The sequence below is a fragment of the Salarchaeum japonicum genome, from assembly GCF_020614395.1.
Lineage (GTDB): Archaea > Halobacteriota > Halobacteria > Halobacteriales > Halobacteriaceae > Salarchaeum > Salarchaeum japonicum.
Genome location: NZ_CP085324.1, coordinates 329,087 through 349,390, shown reverse-complemented (window position 1 = coordinate 349,390; position 20,304 = coordinate 329,087). Strand labels below are relative to the sequence as shown.

Sequence of the window (20,304 nt, the reverse complement as noted above, 5' to 3'; positions counted from 1 at the left end):
CGCCGGTCAGTCCTCGCGGACGTAGATGGCGAGGTCGCCGTGGCCCGAGGTGAGGTAGCGCGGGAACGTGTAGCGCGCGTAGCCGTCGAGGCGGTCTTCGATGTCGTCGCTCTCGCGGTCGAGCGTGACGACGACCGGCGGCGGACTGTCGGGGAACCCGGCGACGGACTGGACGCTCGTCACGTTCGCGTCGTACTGGTTGAGGTACCAGGGGAGCGGGAGGCGCGCGAACCACCCGGGGTACGCGCCGCCCGCGTCACCGGGGTCGTCCCAGTCGTCGATGGTGAACTCGTGGCTCCCTGTGGGGTTGTGGAACTCGTCGCCGTAGAACAGCACGTCCACGCCGTCGTTCGACTGGGAGGCCTCGCGGATGTCGTCGAGGACGGGTTTCATGTCGCCGGCGGGCTGGGCGTACTGGACGAGCGGGTTCTCCGTGGACTGGTCGTAGGCGAAGGACGCGCCGGCCGCGACGCCGCCCGTCATGAGCGCGCTGAGCGCGAGCGCGGCGACGACGCCCGCGGCGAGCGACGGCCGGTCGGTGGCGAACGCCTCCCGTCCCATGCGGTAGAGCGCGGCGAGCGCGACGGCGGCGGGGACGGCGAGCGGGACGACCGCGTGAATCGCCGTCCAGCCGGCGAGGATGTCGGTGATGGCGGCGTACCCGAAGATGGACGCGAACCCCCAGTACGCGGAGAAGGCGACGAGGTCGCGGGGGGAGTCGCCGGTGTAGCGGTCGGCGACGAACCCGACGACGGCGAGCGGGAGGAGGGCGGGCGCGCCGACGATGGTGATTTCGAGGAGGTGGCCGAGGAACTGGACGGTGGAGTGGGCGTGCATCTCCGCGCCGCCCCACGTGCCGAGGAACTCGAACCAGACGCCGAGGGTCGCCTCGCGGAGGACGGGAAGGAGGGGGCGGCCGCCGGAGAGCGCCGTCCAGAGGTCGGGTTTCGGCGCGTAGAACAGCACGACGACGAGCACGGCTTCCGCGACGAGGAGGACGGCGAGCGGGACGTACCGAACCACGGGGTTCCGGAGGGCGGCGCGGAGGCCGCCGCGGACGTGCGCGGCGAGGCCGTGGTCGGGTTCGCGGGGGCCGCCGGCGAGCACGTCCACCAGTCCGAGGAGCCAGCGGTAGACGCGGCGGCCGCCAGCGACGGCGCGCCCGACCCAGCCGCGGTCGCCGGTGACGACGCGGCTGTCGGCGACGAGGAGGAGCGCGCCCGCCCACGCGACGGGGTAGAGGAGGCCGTTCTCCTTCATCGTGAACCCGAGCGCGAAGAGGAAGGCGGCGACGGGGAGCCAGCGCAGGCGCTTGGTGTCCCACGCGCGGACGAAACAGCCGACGGCGGCGAACATCACCGCGGCGAGCATGAGGTCGTTCCGCATGAACCGGCTGTAGTAGAGGAGGAGGGGGTTCGCGGCGAGCAGGAGGCCGAGCGCCACCGTCTCGTCGTCCCGCAACCGCGTGCGGTAGAGGAGCGCCGCGAGCGGGAGGAGCGCGCCCGCGACTGCGGGAAGGAGGCGCATCACGAAATCGGAGGGGCCGAGGAGGTCGAACAGGACGCCGTTCGCGTGCGGGAGGAAGGGACCGTGGATGATTGGGCGGTACTCCCACGTGCCCATCGCCATGTACTGGAGAATCCAGTCCGCGACCCGGGCCTCGTCCTGGTGGGCGACCCGGCCGCCGAGGTCGTAGAGGCGGACGGCGAGCGCGAGCGCGCTCACGGCGAGGAGGGCGGGGAGCGGACGCGAGGGACGGCGGAGGAACCGACGCATGCGTTCGCGTAGCGCACCGCCCGATAAACCGTTTGTCCTCTCCGCTCGCGGTCGGGCGAAGAAACGTCTCGGAACGTGTGGCCCGTTGTGGCAGGCTTAAGGCCCTGTGGGCGCGAGACGACGGTATGGGAGAAATGCCCACGCCAGTCGTCGCGAAGGCCGTCCGAACGCCCCAAGGCAAGGAGGGCGGCGTGTTCGCGGACACGCGTAGCGAAGGCCTCTCGGTGACGCTCATCGACCACATCCTCGACGAGACCGGTCTCGACGCGGACGCCATCGACGACCTGATGTGGGGCGTCGCACAGCAGCGCACCGAGCAGGACAACAACGTCGCGCGCGTCATCGCACTGCTCTCAGAACTCGGCGAGGGCACGCCCGCGACCACCATCAACCGCTGGTGTGCGTCCTCGATGCAGGCCGTCATCAGCGCGAGCGACGCGGTTCGCGCCGGCCAGCGCGACGCCATCATCGCCGGCGGCGTGGAGAACATGAGTCGCGTCCCGATGGGCGGCGACTCCTACAACGACCTCCACCCGGAACTCGCCGACCTCTACAACGTCCCCGAACTCCAGATGGGGATGACCGCGGAGAAGGTCTCCGAGGAGTTCGACATGAGCCGCGAAGAACAGGACGAGTACGCGCTCCGCAGCCACCAGCGCGCCGCCGAAGCGACCGACTCCGGTCGGTTCGACGACGAAATCGTGCCCGTCGAGACCGAGGACGGGCTCGTCGAGGAGGACGAGGGCATCCGCCGCGACACCGACCTCGAAACGCTCGCCGGCCTCCCCACCGTCTTCAAGAGCGACGGCACGGTCACGCCCGGGAACGCGAGCCAGATTTCGGACGGCGCGGCCGCGACCCTCATCACGAGCGAGGAGTTCGCGGAGGAACACGACCTCGACATCCTCGCGTACGTCGGCGACAACAACGTCGCGGGCGTCGACCCCACCATCATGGGCGTCGGCCCCGTCCCCGCCACGCAGGGACTCCTCGAACGCACCGGCGAGGACATCGAGGAGTTCGACCTCGTGGAACTGAACGAGGCGTTCGCGTCCCAGACGCTGTACAGCCAGCGCAAACTCGGCGTGGACGACGAGAAGTTCAACGTGAACGGCGGCGCAATCGCGCTCGGCCACCCGCTCGGCGCGTCCGGCGCACGCCTCCCCGTCACGCTCATCCACGAGATGCAGAAGCAGGACGCCGAGAAGGGACTCGCCACGCTCTGCGTCGGCTTCGGGCAGGGAGCCGCGATCACGTTCAAGCGCGAGTAACACGACCGCTCGCACCGCGAGCGGCGTTATAGGTTTATTTTCCGGGAGGGCGTTATTCGAGGTCGAGGGTGACGAGTCTGCCGAGTTTCGTCCAGTCGTCCTCGGGGTGTTGGAGTCGGTGAACGGTCGGTGGCGTCCACTCGCCGGCGGTGCGGGTGGCGCGGAGTTCGAGCCAGTCGTCGCCGGTTTCGGGGACGGCGGCGACGCGGACGCCGGTGTCGTCGTGTTCGGTGGTGGTGACGACGGCGGTGTAGCGCTGGCTGTCGGTGGTCGCGTGTGCGCGGTCGCCGGGCGCGACGCGGGTGAGCGCTCGCGCTAGCTCCTCGGACACGGGTAGAGTGAACGGGAGAAACGCCCTAAATCTAGGGTTCGTCTCGCGGGTGACACATGTCGAGTGCCTCCCGGACGGCTTCCTTCCGACCGAGGAAGGTGAGGTGGTCGCCCTTCTGGAGGGCGCGGTCGCGTTCCGGCACTTCGTTCTCGCCGCCGCGGCCGACGAGCGCGATGATGCAGCCGTTCGGGAGTTTCTCGTCGAGTTCGTCGATGGTCATGCCGGCGAGTTCGTCGGCGGTGACTTCGATTTCCTGGACGTCGCCCGAGCGGCCGATTTCGGTCATCCAGTTCGCGAGCGCGGGGCGTTCGATGAGGTTGTCGATACCCCACGCGGTCGCCATCGAACTGGAGACGGTGCGGACGCCGAGGTCTTCGAAGGCGTCCACGTTGTCGGGGTTGTTCGCGCGAGCGATGACGGTCTCGACGTCGAACTTGGAGTCCGCGAGCTGGCTGACGAGGAGGTTCGCGTCGTCGTCGCCGGTCGCGGCGACCATGATTTTCGCTTTCTCCGCGCCGGCCTTCCGCAGGACGTCGGTGTCCGTGCCGTCGCCCTGGTGGACGGTGAATCCTTCGTTGCGTGCGATTTCGATGATCGATTCGTCCGATTCGATGATGACGACGTTCTCACCGCGGTCTTCGAGGCGCTCCGCGAGCGCTCGACCGACGGTGCCGCCGCCGACGATGATGACGCGCATGGGTATGATGTCGAGTAGTTCCGCGAACTGCCGGGCCGGGCCGCCTTCGAAGACGACCGTGAGGAGGATGACGAGGAAGACGGTGCCGACGAGCGTGCTCGCCGCGGCTTCCTGTCCGGCGTTCTGCAGTTCGACGGCGAACAGGGTCGCGACGGACGCGGGGATGATGCCGCGCGGGCCGACCGCGCTCATGAACGCGCGCTCCGGAACCGTGTAGCGGTCGCCGAACGTGGACGCGAACACGGCGAGCGGCCGGATGACGACCGCGACGAGGACGGCGACGCCGATGCCGCCGAGTCCGAGGCGGATGAGGTCTTCGAACTGGAGGAGCGCGGCGAGCGCGATGAAGACGAACGACAGCACGAGGAGCGTGATGTCGCCCTTGAACGTCTCTATCTCCTCCTCGTAGGGGAGGTCGGCGTTCCCGAGGAGCATGCCGGCGGTCGCGACGGCGGCGATACCCGCTTCGGAGAAGAGGGAGTTCGCGGCCGCGTACGCGACGAGCGCGCCGGCGAGCACGAGGAGGCGGGCGTTCTGCACCGCGCCGCCCGCGGAGAGGTCGACGTGCCGGAGGAGGTACCAGACGACGCCGGCGACGAGCGCGCCGATGGCGATACCGGCTCCGAGTCGGGACGCGAACGACTGCACGAGTCCCATGGAGGCGTGACTCGGGTTCACGACCTCGAACACGACGATGGCGAGGATGGCGGCGGTCACGTCGTTCACGACGCCTTCCGTCTCCATCGCCGCGCCGACGCGGTCGCGGACGGGGACGACTTCGAGAATCGGCGTGATGACCGTCGGCCCCGTGGCGACGAGGAGCGCGCCGATGAGGAAGGAGAGGTCCCAGGCCGCGCCGAGCAGGAAGTGGACGGCGGCGGTCGTGCCGACGAGCGCGATGACCGCGCCGATAGTCACGAGCCGTAAGGTCTCCCCGGGGGCTTCCCGGAGTTTCTCCCACTTCAAGTGGAACGCGCCCTCGAAGACGATGATGGCGACCGAGAGCCCGACGATGGCCGAGAGCGCGTCCAGTCCGAGCGCGCTCGGCGTGATGAGTTCCGCTCCTTCCGGCCCCAGCACGATGCCGGCGAGGATGAGGAACAGCACGCTCGGCACCTGGAGCTTATCGGAGAGTATCTGCGACCCGACGCCGAGCGCGATGATAGCCGCGACCAGTGGGATGACTTCCGACCCTGACACTACTCGAAAACATATACCCAAGCGTCATAAAAGCATGCGTTTGCGCTCAGAGAAACGGTAGGGTGTACAGTCTCCTCGGAAAAAACCGAACATAGGCGGAAAATCTCGCCGTGAGTGCGTTACTCGTACAGGGATTCGATTTCGTCCGCGTAGCGCGCCTCGATGTTCCGGCGTTTCTTCTTCAGCGAGGGAGTGAGCATGTCGTTTTCCTCCGTGAACTCCTCGGGAACGAGCACGAACTGCTTGATCGTCTCGAAGTCCTCGAACTCCTCGTTCACCGAATCGACCTCGCGCTGGATGCGCTCGTGCACGCGGTCGTCCCGGCAGAGTTCAGCGGGCGACTCCGGGAGGTCGATGTCCTGGCGGTCGCCCCACTTCCGCACGCCCTCGACGTTCGGGACGACGACCGCGCCGACGAACTTCCGGTCGTCCCCGACGACCATCACCTGCTCGACGAGCGAGCTCTGCGCGAACGCGTCCTCGATGGGGCCGGGCGCGACGTTCTTCCCCGTCGAGAGCTTGAGGAGCTGTTTCGCGCGTTCGAGGAACTGGATGTAGCCGTCCGCGCGGAGGTCGACCACGTCGCCGGTGCGGAAGTAGCCGTCCTCCGTGAACGCCTCGTCCGTCGCGTCCGGGAGTTCCCAGTAGCCCGAGAACACCTGCGGGCCCTTCACGAGCAGTTCGCCCGCCGTGCCGTCCGCGCGCTCGCGCTGTTCGGGCGTCGCGACGGACTCGTCTATCTCCACGTCGGTATCGACGACGGTCGGGCCGATGGTGCCGACCTTCGGTGCCTCCGGGGGGTTGACGGAGATGACGGGACTCGTCTCGGTGAGACCGTAGCCTTCGAGCATCGGGAGGCCCATCCCGTGGAACACCTTCGCGAGTCCGGGGTCGAGGCTGCCGCCGCCGCTGATGAAGTAGTCGATGTTCCCGCCGAGCGCCTCCCGGACCTTCGAGTAGACGAGGCGGTCCGCGAGCGCGTGCTTCGCGGAGAGCACGAGGCCGGGGGTCTCCGCGGTGTAGTGGTCGCGCGCGACGCCGACCGCCCACTCGAAGATTCGCTCGCTGAGGGCGGAACCGGACGCCTGCTCGCGCACCGCGTCGTAGAGTTTCTCGTACACGCGCGGGACGCTCGTCCCGGTCGTCGGCTTCACGAGTCCCATGTCCTCCTGGAGCGTGTCCGGGGACTCGGCGTAACAGACGTGGCCGCCGCTCCCGAACTGGAGGAAGTGCCCGGAGAGCCGCTCGAAGACGTGGGAGAGCGGGAGGTAGGACACCAGTCGGCTCTCCTCCGTGATGGCGGGCACGTCGCCCTTGTCCGGCCGCGGCCCGAAGCGCTTCCGGCACTGATTGACGTTCGACCGGAAGTTCCAGTGCGTGAGTTCCACGCCCTTCGGCCGGCCCGTGGTGCCCGACGTGTAGATGAGGCTCGCGAGGTCGTCGGGGTCGCGGTCGTCCAGCCACCCGAGGTAGGCGTCCTCGTCGTAGACCTCGCGGCCGCGCTCGTGCACCTCCGCGAACGAGTGCACGTCGTCGCGCTGGCTCTCGAATTCGTCCATCACGACCACCCACTCCACGTCGAGGTCGTCCTCCACGGCGAGCACGCGCTCTAAGAGTTCCTGGTTCTCGACGACGACGCCGGTCGCGCCGGAGTCCCCGAGGAGGTAGGACACCTGGCGTTCGCTCGAACTCGGGTAGACGGTGGTGATGACGCCGCCCGCGGCGAGCACCGAGAAGTCGGTCTGCGCCCACTCCATCCGGGTGTGCGCGAACACGCCGACGCGGTCGTCCGGGCCGAGGCCGATGTCGCGGAAGCCCGCGGCGAGGTACCGCACGATGGAACGCATCTCGTCGTACGTGACGTTCGCGTACTCGCCCGCGGGCGCGGCGGGGAGGACGTCGGGGGTGAGCGTGCGGTCGTAGATACCGCCCTTGTACCCCTGCGCGGGACGCTCCGCGTGTCGCTCCGCGGCGTCCTCGAAGAGTCGCGGGAGCGTGGTTCGGCCGATGACTTCGTCCTCGTACTCCCGCTCGGCGTCTTGCCAACTCATATCATGGGGTTAGTCCTCAGAGTGCTTAAGGTATCGCAACACGCCCCGCACGTTCATCGCGGTTTCCTCAGACGCCTTCAGCGACCCCCACACCTCGCTCACGGCGGCGTTCTCCGCGAAGTACTCCTGCACCGCCGCCTCGTCCCCGAGTTCGTCGTACTTCGATTCGACCGCGCCGACCCACTCGGTGAGCGTCTCCGCGTAGCCGGCGAGGCGGGCGTCCACGTCGTCCGCGACCGGCCCGAAGTGCGGGTAGAGCAGGGCGTCGGGGTCGAGGCCGCGAATCGTCTCCACGTCGTCGAGGCACTGGTCGAGGTCGAAGTTCGGCGGCGGACTCGTCTCCCGGACGGCGTCGAGGTCGGGGACGTAGATGCCGGCGGCGTCCGCGACGAAGACGGCGTCGTCGCGGTCGTCGTGGAACACGACCTGGTGGGGGGCGTGCCCGGGCGCGTGGTGCACGTCGAGCGCGCGCGACCCGAGGTCGATCGTGTCCCCGTCAGCGAGTTCGACCACGCGCTCCTCGGGGACGGGCGTGGGTTCGACGTAGAACTGCCACTGGTCGCCCACCGCGTTCTTCGTGCCCGCGACGAGCCGGCTCGGATCGACGAGGTGGCGCGCGCCGAGTTCGTGGACGTACACGTCCGCGTTCGGGCACGCCTCCGCGAGCAGGCCCGCGCCGCCCGCGTGGTCGAGGTGGACGTGCGTCGGCGCGATGACCGCGACGTCCTCGCGGGCGATACCGACCTCGTCGAGCGCGTCGAGGATGCGCTCGTAGTTCGTTCCGATGCCCGTATCGACAACGGCGGGGCGCTCCGCGTCCACGACGTAGACCGCGCCGTACTCCGCGGTGTCGTACATGCCGGTGTCCACGTAGTGGATGTCGGTGCAGGAGGGAACCGTGGCGACGTCTCCGGGTTGCATACTCGAAGCGCGGTCGCGCGCACGCAAAAGCGTTGGTGCCCCGGCGACGGGGCGACTCTTATGGGCGCTCGCCCCGAACCCGTGTGTGAGACGATGGACGATGGACGACCCGGGCGGGAGCGCCCGGCGAGCGTCGCGCCGCCCGAGGGATTCGCGGCGGACGCGAACGCGACGGACGCGTTGCGCGGCGAGTTCGCGGACTGGCCCGACTGCTGGGCGGCCGCGGGCGACCTGCTCGACTGGGAGTCGGCGTACGACGACGTACTGGACGCCGACGGCGAGCGCGCGACCTGGTTCGCGGGCGGGCGGTTGAACGCCGCGGCGAACTGCGTGGACCGCCACGTCGAGGCGGGCCGGAAGAACCGCGCGGCCATCAAGTGGGAGGGAAAGCGCGGGGAGACGCGGACGTACACGTACCAGGATCTCCACCGGGAGGTGAACGCGTTCGCGGCGGCGCTCCGCGAGCTGGGGGTCGAAGAGGACGACGTGGTGACGCTCTACCTCCCGATGGTGCCGGAACTCCCCATCGCGATGCTGGCCTGCGCGCGCATCGGCGCGGTGCACTCCGTCGTGTTCGCGGGGTTCTCGAAGGACGCGCTGGCGACCCGCCTCGAACAGACCGGCTCCTCCCTGCTGGTGACCTGCGACGGCTACTACCGCAGGGGCACTGCGTACGACCTGAAGAGCAAGGCGGACAACGCCGCGCTCGCCGTGCCGCAGTCCGTCCAGCAGGTCGTCGTCGACCGCCTCGGGAACGGCCGCGCGCTCGACGGCGACCACGCGTACGACCGCCTCGTGGACGAGCACGCGGGCGCGGACGTGGAGCCGGTTCCCCGGGACGCCGAGGACGCCCTGTTCGTCATCCACACGTCGGGAACCACGGGAGAGCCGACGGCGGTTCGCCACGCCACCGGGGGCTACCTCGCGCACGTCGCGTGGACGAGCGAGACCGTCCTCGACCTCTCCCACGAGGACACGCACTGGTGTAGCGCGGACGTGGGCTGGATCACCGGGCACTCCTACATCGTGTACGGCCCGCTCGCGCTCGGCGCGACCACCGTGATGTACGAGGGCGCGCCCGACCACCCCGAGCGCAACCGCATCTGGGAGATCGTGGAACGCAACGCCGTGGACGTGTTCTACACCGCGCCGACCGCCATCCACTCCTTCATGAAGTGGGGCGCGGAGTACCCGGAGAAGCACGACCTCTCCAGCCTCCGCCTGCTGGGAACGGTCGGCGAACCCATCGACGAGACGGCGTGGTGGTGGTACTACGAGCACATCGGCCGCGGGGAGTGCCCCATCGTGGACACGTGGTGGCAGACCGAGACGGGCGGCATCCTCCTCTCGACGCTCCCGGGCGTGGACGAGATGCGGCCGGGCGCGGCGGGCCCGCCGATTCCGGGCGTCGAGGCGGACGTGGTGGGCGCGCGCGGCGACCCCGTCGACCCGGGCGAGTCCGGGATGCTCGCGGTGACGCGGCCGTGGCCGGGGATGGCGGACTCCCTCCGCGAGAACGCGACCCGTGAGGGCTGGGCGTACGACACGGGCGACACCGCGACCGTGGACGACGCGGGCTACATCCGACTGCTGGGGCGGCGCGGCGACCTCCTGAACGTCGCGGGCCGCCGCCTCGGAACCGCCGAGGTGGAGTCCGCCATCGTCGGCGTCGAGGGCGTCGCGGAAGCCGCCGTCGTCGGCGGGTCGGGGGAGGCGGGTACGTCGCTGTACGCGTACGTCAGCCCGCGGAAGAACGTGAGCGCGACCGACCCGCTCCGCGAGCGCGTGCGGGACGCGGTCGCGGACGCCATCGGCCGGTTCGCCGCGCCGGACGTGGTCGTGTTCACGCCCGACCTCCCGAAGACGCGCTCGGGGAAACTGATGCGGCGCTACCTCGAACGCATCACGAACGGCGACGACATCGAGGACACGTCCGCGCTCCGCAACCCCGAAATCGTCGGCGAACTCGAATCCATCGTCGAAGACGTTTCGGAATCATCGTAGAAGCCGAAACCAGTACGGCCAGTTTCGACGGCTGTCGAGCGATTCCGCTCATCCCGTAGTTTTTCGACCCCAACACTTATTCGGTACACTGGGGTTTTCCGAAACGATATGGCGGACGAGGGGGCGCTCACGGTCGCGGAGTACGAGCGGGTCGCGCGGGCGGCGCGGACGTACCGGGAGGCGCTCGTCGTCGCGCTCTGCGGGCGCGTCGGCCTGCGGTCGGGCGAACTCGCGGACGTGAACCCCGCCCACCTGACGGAGCGGTCGTTCGACGGGCGGACGCACGCGTTCCTGCGCGTGCCGAACGACGGCCGGCGCGCGTACGTCCCCGAGGACGTGGCGCGGGAGTTCGAGCGGTACGTGAACGCGAACAACGTCGGAACCGACGAGCGCGTGTTCGACGTGACGCCGCGCCGGCTCCAGATGCTCGTCTCCGAGGTGGCGACCCGGGCCTCGACGGACGACGACCGGCTCGCGGACGTGGCCGCGCGCGACCTCCGCGCGGGGTTCGCGCGCCGACACCTCGACGACGGCGTCGACCCCCGAGTGGTGCGCGCGACCGGCGGGTGGGCGAGCCTCGACAGCCTCGAACCCTACACGGAGACGCCGACCGACCGCGAGATAGCGGCCGCGATGACCGACGAGAACTCGGGAGAGTCGGAGACGGCGGTGCCGTTCGCGGGCGCGTCGCGGCGGCTCGGCGCGGCGCTCGCCGACGTGTCCACCCGGGACGCGGTCGACCGCGCGGCCTGCGAGGCGCTCGCGCCGTCCGTACGCGCGGTCTGGACGTGCGACGAGCACGGCGACCTCCGGGAGTGCGCGGGCGTGAACGCGGAGACGGCGCGCGCGACCGTCCGGGAGAGCGTGCGACAGACCGGCCTGCTGGACGGCCACGGCGTGGACGAGCAGGGCGCGTTCGCACAGCGCGCGCTCGACGGGGAGCGCTGGGGGCCGAACGCGTCGGTCGCGGTGAGCGCGATACGGTCGAACGGCACGCCCCACGGCCTCCTCTGCGCGGTCACGGAGGACGCGGACACCGAGGGACTGCGGGAGTTCCTCGTGGACGCGGGCCGGCGAATCGGCTGGACGACCGCGGCGGTCGAGCGAAAGCGCCTGCTCGTCGCGGACACCGGCGTCGAACTCTCCTTCGGCGTCACCCGCGGGTCGTTCTTCGTCGCGGCGTCCCGCGAACTCGACTGCGCGTTCGACCTCGAAGGACTGGTTCCCGTGGAGGACGGCGACCTCCTGTGTTTCGTCACCGCGAGCGGGGCGTCCGTGGAGGACATCCTCGCGCACGCGGGCGAGGACGACCGGGTGCGGGACGTGCGCCTCATCCGCGACCACGGCGACCGCGCGCACCTCGAGTGCGTCGTCTCCGGGGGGACGCCGACCGGGGTCGTGGTCGACCGCGGCGGCGCGGTGGAGTCGCTCTCGGTCGCGGAGGGCGACGCGGCCCTCACCGCCGTCTTCCCGAAGGCCGTGGACGTGCGGGGCGTCGTGGAGGCCGTCACCGACCGCTTCGACGGCGTGGAACTCCGCGCGAAACGCGAGACGGAGCGCCGCCCGCAGACGACCGACCTCCGGCAGACCCTCCAGGAAGACCTGACCGAGAAACAGCGCGCGACCCTGCGAGCGGCGTACTTCGGCGGGTACTTCGAGTGGCCGCGCGGGAGCACGGCGGAGGAGTTGGCGGACGCGATGGACGTCTCCGCGCCGACGCTCCACAACCACCTGCGGAAGGCCCAGCAAAAGTTGCTGACGGCCGCGTTCACGGACGACGCGTAGGGTGAGCGGTTCGCTTCCGCGTGAAGAATTACGATAATTAGCGAGGGTGCTTTTTATCCCTATTATCAACTATTACGCTACACCATGTCAGGCGACGACGCGGACGTCGAACTGGAAGCGCGTCTCGAAGAGCAGGCGGAGTTCGAGCCGCCGGAGTCGTTCGTCGAGCAGGCGAACGTCACCGACGCGTCCGTATACGACGAGTTCGAGGAGAATTGGCCCGAGTGCTGGGAGGGGGCGGCAGACCTCCTCGACTGGGACTCGGACTACGACCAGGTACTCGACGACTCGAACCCGCCCTTCTTCGAGTGGTTCACGAACGGCAGTCTGAACGCGTCGGCGAACTGCCTCGACCGCCACCTCGACGAGCGCGGGGACGAGGCCGCCATCGAGTGGGTCGGGGAACCCACCGACGAGGCCGACCGGACGTACACGTACGCGGAACTCCACCGCGAGGTGAACGAGTTCGCCGCGGGCCTCCGGGAGATGGGCGTCGGCGAGGGCGACATCGTCACCCTCTACATGCCGATGATTCCCGAACTCCCCATCGCGATGCTCGCCTGCGCGCGCATCGGCGCGCCGCACTCCGTCGTGTTCGCCGGGTTCAGCGCCGACGCGCTCGCCACCCGGATGAACGCCGCGGACTCCGAGTACCTCGTGACCTGCGACGGCTACTACCGCCGCGGCGACCCGCTCGACCACCTCGACAAGGCGAACGAGGGCTTGAGCGGCGTCGAACACGAGGTCTCCGACGTGGTGGTCGTCGACCGGCTCGGCGACGACGGCTTCGGCCACGACCTCACCGACACCCAGCGCGACTACGACGACGTGGTCGCCGCCAACGAGGGCGCGGAGGTCGAACCGGTCGAGCGCGACGCCGAGGACATGCTCTTCCTGATGTACACCTCGGGCACAACCGGGGAGCCGAAGGGTGTGAAACACACGACCGGCGGGTATCTCTCGTGGGCGGCGTGGACGAGTCAGGCAGTCCTCGACATCAAGCCCGAGGACACCTACTTCTGCAGCGCCGACATCGGCTGGATCACCGGGCACTCCTACATCGTGTACGGCCCGCTCGCGCTCGGAACGACGACGATGATGTACGAGGGGACGCCCGACTACCCCGAGCGCGACCGGCTCTGGGAGATAATCGAGGAGTACGAGGCGACCCAGCTGTACACCGCGCCGACCGCGATTCGGTCGTTCATGAAGTGGGGCTCCGAGTTCCCCGACCAGCACGACCTCTCCAGCCTCCGCCTGCTGGGAACGGTCGGCGAACCCATCAATCCGCGCGCGTGGAAGTGGTACTACAAGCACATCGGGAACGAGGAGTGCCCCATCGTGGACACGTGGTGGCAGACCGAGACGGGCGGGATGATGATAACGACGCTTCCCGGCGTGAAGAAGATGAAACCCGGGAGCGCCGGCCCGCCTCTCCCCGGTCTCGACGTCGAAATCGTGGACAACGCGGGCGACCAGATAGAACCCGGCCGCGCCGGCTACCTCACGGTGCAGAAGCCGTGGCCGGGGATGTTGCGCACGCTCTACAAGAACGACGAGCGCTACATCGACGAGTACTGGGCCGAGTACTCGGACACCGACAGCGACGACCCCGACGACTGGGTGTACTTCCCCGAGGACGGCGCGAAGATAGACGACGACGGCTACATCACCGTGCTCGGGCGGGTGGACGACGTCATCAACGTCTCCGGCCACCGGCTGGGGACGATGGAGATAGAGTCCGCCATCGTCGGCGTCGAGGGCGTCGCGGAAGCCGCCGTCGTCGGCGGCGACCACGACATCAAGGGCGAGGCCGTGTACGCCTACGTCATCACCGAGGACGGCTACGAGGGCGACGACGACCTGCGCGCGCGCATCGTCGAGGGCATCGAGGACGCCATCGGCCCCATCGCGCGCCCCGAGCAGGTCGTGTTCACGCCCGAACTCCCGAAGACGCGCTCCGGGAAGATTATGCGCCGCCTCCTGGAGGACGTGGCGAACGACGAGGAACTCGGTGACACCTCGACGCTCCGCAACCCCGAAATCGTCTCCGAAATCCGCGACCAGGCACGCAACTAACACCCCCAATCAGCGATTCCACCATACTCAACGTGAGACACTATGACAGAAAATGACAGGCACGATTCGGACGGCGAACGAACCGCTCCCGACGGCGGCACCGCGACCGCCGCGCAACGACACCGGGAGACGAACTACCTGGAGGAGGAAGTGAACCTCCTCAAACCGAGCACGGAGTTCATGCGCGACCACCTCCGGCTCATCTGGACGGGCTTCATCATCTGGGCGGTGCTCGTGTTCGGGCCGGTGACCGCGACCGCGCTCGCCCCCGACACCATGACGATGACCATCCCGGGCGGCTTCCCGCTGCACTACTTCCTCGTCGCCATCGGCGCGCCCGCGGGCGCGCTCATCCTCTCGGTCTGGTACGCCCGCCGACGGGACGCGCTCGACGAGAAGTACGGCATCAGTCACGGAGGTGACGCCTGATGAGTCTGCTCCTCCCGATGCAGAGCGGCCTGCTCCCCGAGGGACTGAACGTCTCGTTCAAACTCATCCCCGCCATCCTCGTGCTGGCGATGCTCGCGCTGTTCCTCGTCATCGGCTTCGTGTTCAAGGTCGCCGACACCGAGGGCATGTGGGTCGCCGGACGCTCCATCGGGAACGTCGAGAACGGCATGGCCATCGGCGCGAACTGGATGAGCGCCGCGTCCTACCTCGGCATGGCCGCGCTCATCGCACTGAGCGGGTTCTACGGACTCGCGTTCGTCGTCGGCTGGTCAACCGGGTACTTCATCCTCCTCATCTTCATGGCCGCCCAGATGCGGCGGTTCGGGAAGTACACCGCGCCCGACTTCGTCGGCGACCGCTACAACTCCGACACCGCGCGCGCAATCGCCGCCGTCACCACGTTCCTCATCGGGTTCGTGTACGCCATCGGGCAGGCGCGCGGCATGGGCCTCGTCGGCCTCTACATCTTCGGCGACCTCGGCATCCTCGGTCTCACCGGCTACCAGTCGATGGTCGTCTTCATGATGGCGATAACGGTCGGCTACCTCAGCATCTCCGGCATGATGGGCGCGACGAAGAACATGGCCGTCCAGTACGTCATCCTCATCGTCGCGTTCCTCGCCGGCCTCTACGTCGTCGGATACGCGAACGGCTACTCCACCGTCCTCCCGCACATCGAGTACGGGGAGATGTTCAGCGTGCTGAGCAGCGAGTTCAGCGAGCCGTTCGTCCACCAGAGCTACTACCTCTGGATCGCGACCGCGTTCTCGCTCGTGGTCGGAACCTGCGGCCTCCCGCACGTCCTCGTGCGGTTCTACACGGTCGACTCCGAGCGCACCGCGCGCTGGTCGACGGTGTGGGGGCTCGGCTTCATCTGCCTCCTCTACCTGAGTTCGCCCGCGTTCGCCGCGTTCGGCACCGACCTCTACGCGAACCAGATCGGTGACGTGTACGGCGACCCCGGGATGACGAGCGCGGCCGGTGACGTCATCGTCGTGCTCGCCGCGCAGCTGTCGAACCTCCCGACGTGGTTCGTCGGCCTCGTCGCCGCGGGCGGCATCGCGGCCGCCATCGCGACGATCGCCGGCCTGTTCATCGCCGGGTCGTCCGCCATCTCGCACGACATCTACGCGAACATCATCAACCCCGACGCGACCCAGCGCCAGCAGGTGCTCGTCGGTCGGCTGAGCATCGTCGCGCTCGGCGTCATCACGACGCTCGCGGCACTCAACCCCGCCGCGCCCATCGCAGCGCTCGTGTCGTACGCGTTCTCGCTCGCCGGCGCGGTGCTGTTCCCGATGTTCTTCCTCGGTCTCTGGTGGGAGAACACGAACCGGCAGGGCGCGCTCGCCGGCATGACCACCGGCCTCATCATCTGGATAATCCCGATGATAAACGAAGTGCTGCCGACGTACGTCTCGTCGCTCGACAGCACCATCTCGCCGACGCTCGCGCAGTGGGTGCCCGCAATCGGCTCCGCGCTCGTCGCGGTTCCGGTCGTGTTCATCGTCACCATCGCGGTGTCGCTCGCGACCGAGGAACCCGACATGGAGACGAAGCGGCTCGTCCGCCAGTGTCACAGCCCCGAACCGATGGACCGCATGGAGTCCGCGGAGGAAGTCGTGTCCACGGACGGCGGCGAGGACGTCCAGGGAGGTGACGCGTGATGTACGACCGCATCCTCGTCCCGACCGACGGGAGCGACGTCTCGGCGGTCGCCATCGAGCACGCCGTCGACCTCGCGGAGAAGTACGACGCCGACGTGCACGCGCTCTACGTCGTGGACGTGGACGCCGTGAGCTTCGGCCTCGGCGCGGAGCAAGTAGACCGCATCCGCCAGGGCCACCTGGACGAGATGGAGGAAGTGGAGGAGAAGGCGAACGCCGCCACGGGCGCGGTCGCGGACGCCGCGACCGACCGCGGCGTCAGCGTGGTGGAGGCCGTGCGGGTCGGCCAGCCGCACGCGGTGGTCGCGGACTACGCGGACGACGAGGACATCGACCTCGTCGTCATCGGGAGTCACGGCCGTAGCGGCGTGCGCCGCGCGCTCCTCGGGAGCGTCACCGAGCGCGTGCTCCGCTCCACCCGCAAGCCAGTGCTCGTCGTGGACTTCGAACCGGAGGACTGAGATGGGCGTCATCGACTCCGTCCGCGAGCAGAAGTCCGGGATGATGGCTGACCTCGTGTTCGCCGTCGCCTGGGTCGTGGGCGTGAACCTCCTGTTCGACCTGACGAACGGCCCCGACTGGGCGTACTACCTCTGCATGTTCGCGGGGGTAATCGCGTACTTCGGGTTCTTCACGTCCCTGGAGATGGCGCGGGCGCAACAGTAGCCCGCCCCCTACTCCGACACGATTTTGGCGGCCCCGGCAGAAGCGAGAGTATGCTCAGCCGTCAGTTCGTCCGGGAGAACCCCGAGACGGTACGCGAGGCCCTCGACAACAAGGGCGTCGAGGTCGACCTCGACCGCATTCTCGACGTGGACGAGGAGTGGCGCGACCTCAAGGCAGAGGGCGACGACCTCCGCCACGAACGCAACGAAGTCAGCTCGAAAATCGGCCGACTCAAGCAGGAAGGCAGAGAGGAGGAGGCCGAGGACGCCATCGAGCGGTCGAGCGAACTCAAGGAGCGCATCGAGGAGGTCGAGGAGCGCGCGGACGAACTCGAAGCCGAACTCGAAGAGCGCCTGCTGGAACTCCCCCAGATTCCGCACGAGAGCGTGCCCATCGGCGCGGACGAGTCGGAGAACGTCGAGCGCCGCCGCGAGCTGTTCGACGACCGCCGCGACCTCCCCGAGGAGGTGGTGCCGCACTACGACCTCGGCGAGGAACTCGACATCCTCGACTTCGAGCGCGGCGCGAAAGTTTCCGGGGGTGGGTTCTACTTCGCGAAGGGCGACGGCGCGCGCCTCGAACACGCGCTCGTCCAGTTCATGTTGGACGTGCACCGCGAGCAGGACTACGTGGACGTGTTCCCGCCGATTCCCGTGAACTCGGCGTCGATGCGGGGCACGGGCCAGTTCCCGAAGTTCACGGAGGACGCGTACCGGCTCGGCGGGTCGAACGAGGAGGCGTACGACGACGACGACCTCTGGCTCCTCCCGACCGCCGAAGTCCCGGTGACGAACATGTACCGGGACGAGATTCTGCTCAGCGAAGACCTCCCCCTCAAACACCAGGCATACAGTCCGAACTTCCGCCGGGAGGCCGGCGAGCACGGCACCGAAACCCGGGGCATCGTGCGCGTCCACCAGTTCAACAAGGTGGAGATGGTGAACTTCGTCGAACCCGACGAGAGCTACGAGCGCTTCGAGGGACTCGTCGAGGAAGCGGAGGAAGTGCTTCGCCGCCTCGAACTCCCCTACCGCATCCTGGAAATGTGCACGGGCGACCTGGGGTTCACGCAGGCGAAGAAGTACGACCTCGAAGTGTGGGCTCCCGGCGACGACATGGAGGACGGCCCCGCTGTCGGAGGGCGGTGGCTCGAAGTGTCCTCGGTGTCGAACTTCGAGGACTTCCAGGCGCGCCGCGCGGGCATCCAGTACCGGCCGGAGAAACACGAGAGCGCGGAGTACGTCCACACCCTGAACGGGTCGGGGCTCGCCGTGCCGCGAATCGTCGTCGCCATCCTCGAATACTACCAGAACGAGGACGGAACGGTGGACGTGCCGGAGGCGCTCCAGCCGTACATGGGCGGCCAGGAAGTCATCGAGGGCGGGGAGAAAGTCGGCGAGTCGGCGCTCGGCGCGCAGGACTAATCCGCGTACGTCCGCAGGCGCTCTATCTTTTCGCCGGTCTCGAACACGTCCACGAACGCGAACATGAGTTCGTCGGGCGCGAACAGGTGGCCGTGCGCGACCGCGCCGTCCACGCCCGCCGTCACCGAGTCCACGACGTGCTTGGTGTCCGTGCGCGGGCGGTCGTCCCGCATGAAGGAGAGGAACTCCTCGCGGCCCGCGAGCGTGCGGTCGGGGCGGACGTGCGTGAAGCCGGGCGCGAGCACGTCCCGGAGCGCCGCGTAGTCGCCCGCGTCGATGGCGTCGTAGTAGGCGTGCGCGAGCTCGACCGAGTCCATACCTCGTGGTGGGCGCTCGACGGACAAGAAACCGGGGGCGAACGCGGCGCTTTTGCCGCCCGACGCCGAACTATCGGTGTGGAGTTACACGTCCGGTACGAGGGCGACGACGACCCAGAGAAGTGCACGGCGCGAAAGCTCGCGCGCTTCGAGAAGGCGGCGCTCCACCGCACGAACCGCGCCACGCCCTACGGCGTCGTCCTGAACCCGCACGCCGACACCGCGCTCAGCCCCGCGGACGCCGACCACGACCGACTGGTGGCGCTGGACTGCTCGTGGGAGACCGCGGAGAAAGCGATGTTCGAGATGCCCGGCGACCACCGGGCCCTCCCATTCCTCGTCGCCGCGAACCCCGTGAACTACGGCCAGCCGTTCCAACTCAACACCGTCGAGGCGTTCGCCGGCGCGCTCTGCATCCTCGGAGAACGCGAGCACGCAGAGGAGATTCTCGCGAAGTTCAATTGGGGCCACACCTTCCTCGAACTCAACGACGAACCCCTCGGACGATACGCCGAATGCGAGAACTCGACGGACGTCGTCGAAATCCAGCAGGAGTACCTCGACGCCGGCGCGGAGTGAAACACCCACTTCCTGGTGGACTCTCCAAGGGCGAGGAGCGAAGCGACGAGGGCTTGGAACTCGCTGAGGATCCCCTCAGACGATACAGCGAGTGCGAAAACTCGACCGAAATCGTCGAAGTCCAGCAGGAATACCTCGACGCCGGCGCGGAGTGACGAACCGCGAGCGAGACGCTCGCGGCGTGGTGCGGTCGAAACGAACGGACGAGTCGGAAATCAGGCGGAGCGGCGCTCGCGGGCCTTCGGGCGGAGTTTCCCGTAGCCGCACTTCCGGCACTTCGCGGCCTCCTGGGGGTTGCGGGCGTTGCAGCGCATGCAGACCTGCTTGCCGAGGAGTCGGTCCTCGATGGAGAGTTCCTTGCTCATACGGGAGTTCTCGACGCCGAGGCGTTTAAACCTTGAGAAACGCGCCCACTCGCCGGCCCAGTACCGGACGGCGCTTCGTCCGACCCACCTACTCGTCCGGGTACTTCGGTTCGCGGCGTTCGGCGCGTTCGAGCGCGCGTTCGACGACCGCGCGCACGTCGCCGTGGAAGGTGTCGCCGTGGCCGCTGTACATGTGTTCGACGGCGTCGTCCATTCGCGAGAGAAGGCGCTGGATGCTCTCGATGAGCGTCTCCCTGTCCTGGCCGGGCATGTCGGTGCGGCCGAAGCTCCCGTCGTCGAACGCGCCGTCGTCGTGGACGACCACGTCGCCGCTGAACAGGCTCGTGTCGGAGACGAGGGAGACGTGGTCGTCGGCGTGTCCGGGCGTGTGCACGACCTCGAAGGACTCGTCGGCGACGGTGACGGTGTCGCCGTCCGCGAGTTCGTGCGTCCTGTGGGGGTGGTCGGCGTACGCGTACACGTCGGGGTCGAAGGCCTCGACCACGGCGTCGAGTTCCGCGACGTGGTCGCCGTGCTGGTGGGTGAGGACGACGCGGTCGAGGGTGTCGGTGTGCTCGCGGACGACGTCCTCGACGCCGGGCATCGCGCCGGCGTCCACGAGCGTCGGAGTGTCGTCGAGCGCGAGGTAGGCGTTACAGGTGAACGTGTCCGCGTCCGCGGTGACGGTCGTGACGTGCATACGCGGGGAGACGGCCGGGCG

The 20,304-nt window shown here is 68.6% G+C and carries 19 protein-coding genes; 11 read left to right on the top strand and 8 right to left on the bottom strand.

Annotated features, from left to right (window positions below):
- Positions 1-6: 6 nt before the first annotated feature.
- Entirely contained in the window at positions 7-1,776 is a 1,770-nt protein-coding gene (locus LI334_RS01935) for a flippase activity-associated protein Agl23 (protein WP_227261489.1), read from the bottom strand.
- Positions 1,777-1,901: 125 nt separating this feature from the next.
- Here LI334_RS01935 and LI334_RS01930 point away from each other — a divergent pair, with 125 nt between their 5' ends.
- Positions 1,902-3,047: a thiolase family protein gene (locus tag LI334_RS01930; protein ID WP_227261488.1), complete on the top strand. Its 1,146-nt coding sequence runs from the start codon at positions 1,902-1,904 to the stop codon at positions 3,045-3,047.
- Positions 3,048-3,099: 52 nt separating this feature from the next.
- Here LI334_RS01930 and LI334_RS01925 read toward each other — a convergent pair whose 3' ends face one another.
- The 4 genes from LI334_RS01925 to LI334_RS01910 form a co-directional block, all read right to left on the bottom strand.
- Positions 3,100-3,378, bottom strand: a complete 279-nt coding sequence (locus tag LI334_RS01925; RefSeq protein ID WP_227261487.1) for a hypothetical protein — start codon at positions 3,376-3,378, stop codon at positions 3,100-3,102.
- A gap of 31 nt (positions 3,379-3,409) precedes the next feature.
- A complete protein-coding gene (locus LI334_RS01920) occupies positions 3,410-5,275 on the bottom strand; it encodes a cation:proton antiporter domain-containing protein (protein ID WP_227261486.1) in 1,866 nt (621 codons plus the stop codon).
- A gap of 119 nt (positions 5,276-5,394) precedes the next feature.
- Positions 5,395-7,326 carry an AMP-dependent synthetase/ligase gene (locus LI334_RS01915; RefSeq protein ID WP_227261485.1) on the bottom strand — a complete coding sequence of 644 codons (1,932 nt, stop codon included), beginning with the start codon at positions 7,324-7,326 and terminating at the stop codon, positions 5,395-5,397.
- Positions 7,327-7,335: 9 nt separating this feature from the next.
- On the bottom strand, positions 7,336-8,247 hold the full coding sequence (locus LI334_RS01910) for an MBL fold metallo-hydrolase (RefSeq protein WP_227261484.1): 912 nt from the start codon (positions 8,245-8,247) through the stop codon (positions 7,336-7,338).
- 93 nt (positions 8,248-8,340) lie between these two features.
- On the opposite strand from LI334_RS01910, the gene LI334_RS01905 reads away from it, so the two are divergent.
- The 8 genes from LI334_RS01905 (at position 8,341) to serS (ending at position 18,322) form a co-directional block, all read left to right on the top strand.
- Positions 8,341-10,251, top strand: coding sequence for an acetate--CoA ligase (locus tag LI334_RS01905; protein WP_227261483.1), 1,911 nt, complete (start codon positions 8,341-8,343; stop codon positions 10,249-10,251).
- A 108-nt stretch (positions 10,252-10,359) separates the two neighbouring features.
- Positions 10,360-12,036: a bacterio-opsin activator domain-containing protein gene (locus LI334_RS01900; RefSeq protein WP_227261482.1), complete on the top strand. Its 1,677-nt coding sequence runs from the start codon at positions 10,360-10,362 to the stop codon at positions 12,034-12,036.
- Between the two features lie 84 nt (positions 12,037-12,120).
- Entirely contained in the window at positions 12,121-14,115 is a 1,995-nt protein-coding gene (gene acs, locus LI334_RS01895; protein ID WP_227261481.1) for an acetate--CoA ligase, read from the top strand.
- Between the two features lie 42 nt (positions 14,116-14,157).
- Positions 14,158-14,544, top strand: a complete 387-nt coding sequence (locus tag LI334_RS01890) for a DUF4212 domain-containing protein (RefSeq protein ID WP_227261480.1) — start codon at positions 14,158-14,160, stop codon at positions 14,542-14,544.
- Positions 14,544-16,232: a sodium:solute symporter family transporter gene (locus LI334_RS01885; RefSeq protein ID WP_227261479.1), complete on the top strand. Its 1,689-nt coding sequence runs from the start codon at positions 14,544-14,546 to the stop codon at positions 16,230-16,232. The genes LI334_RS01890 and LI334_RS01885 overlap by 1 nt, the downstream gene beginning before the upstream one ends.
- A complete protein-coding gene (locus LI334_RS01880) occupies positions 16,232-16,693 on the top strand; it encodes a universal stress protein (protein ID WP_227261478.1) in 462 nt (153 codons plus the stop codon). Before LI334_RS01885 ends, LI334_RS01880 begins: the two co-directional genes overlap by 1 nt.
- Position 16,694: 1 nt before the next feature.
- Positions 16,695-16,898 (top strand): hypothetical protein, encoded by a 204-nt coding sequence (locus LI334_RS01875; protein WP_227261477.1) that lies wholly within the window; start codon positions 16,695-16,697, stop codon positions 16,896-16,898.
- Positions 16,899-16,948: 50 nt separating this feature from the next.
- Complete coding sequence (gene serS / locus LI334_RS01870) at positions 16,949-18,322, top strand: serine--tRNA ligase (RefSeq protein ID WP_227261476.1); 1,374 nt, start codon at positions 16,949-16,951, stop codon at positions 18,320-18,322.
- Here the strand turns inward: serS and LI334_RS01865 are convergent.
- Positions 18,319-18,639, bottom strand: coding sequence for a nuclear transport factor 2 family protein (locus LI334_RS01865; protein WP_227261475.1), 321 nt, complete (start codon positions 18,637-18,639; stop codon positions 18,319-18,321). The genes serS and LI334_RS01865 overlap by 4 nt on opposite strands.
- A gap of 78 nt (positions 18,640-18,717) precedes the next feature.
- Between LI334_RS01865 and LI334_RS01860 the strand changes: the two genes are divergently transcribed.
- Positions 18,718-19,218 carry a DUF367 family protein gene (locus LI334_RS01860; RefSeq protein ID WP_227261474.1) on the top strand — a complete coding sequence of 167 codons (501 nt, stop codon included), beginning with the start codon at positions 18,718-18,720 and terminating at the stop codon, positions 19,216-19,218.
- A complete protein-coding gene (locus LI334_RS01855) occupies positions 19,215-19,373 on the top strand; it encodes a hypothetical protein (RefSeq protein ID WP_227261473.1) in 159 nt (52 codons plus the stop codon). Before LI334_RS01860 ends, LI334_RS01855 begins: the two co-directional genes overlap by 4 nt.
- A gap of 60 nt (positions 19,374-19,433) precedes the next feature.
- Here LI334_RS01855 and LI334_RS01850 read toward each other — a convergent pair whose 3' ends face one another.
- Together LI334_RS01850 and LI334_RS01845 are read right to left on the bottom strand one after the other, a co-directional pair.
- Positions 19,434-19,583 carry a 50S ribosomal protein L40e gene (locus LI334_RS01850; RefSeq protein ID WP_227261472.1) on the bottom strand — a complete coding sequence of 50 codons (150 nt, stop codon included), beginning with the start codon at positions 19,581-19,583 and terminating at the stop codon, positions 19,434-19,436.
- A gap of 88 nt (positions 19,584-19,671) precedes the next feature.
- A complete protein-coding gene (locus tag LI334_RS01845; protein WP_227261471.1) occupies positions 19,672-20,283 on the bottom strand; it encodes an MBL fold metallo-hydrolase in 612 nt (203 codons plus the stop codon).
- Between the last annotated feature and the right edge of the window lie 21 nt (positions 20,284-20,304).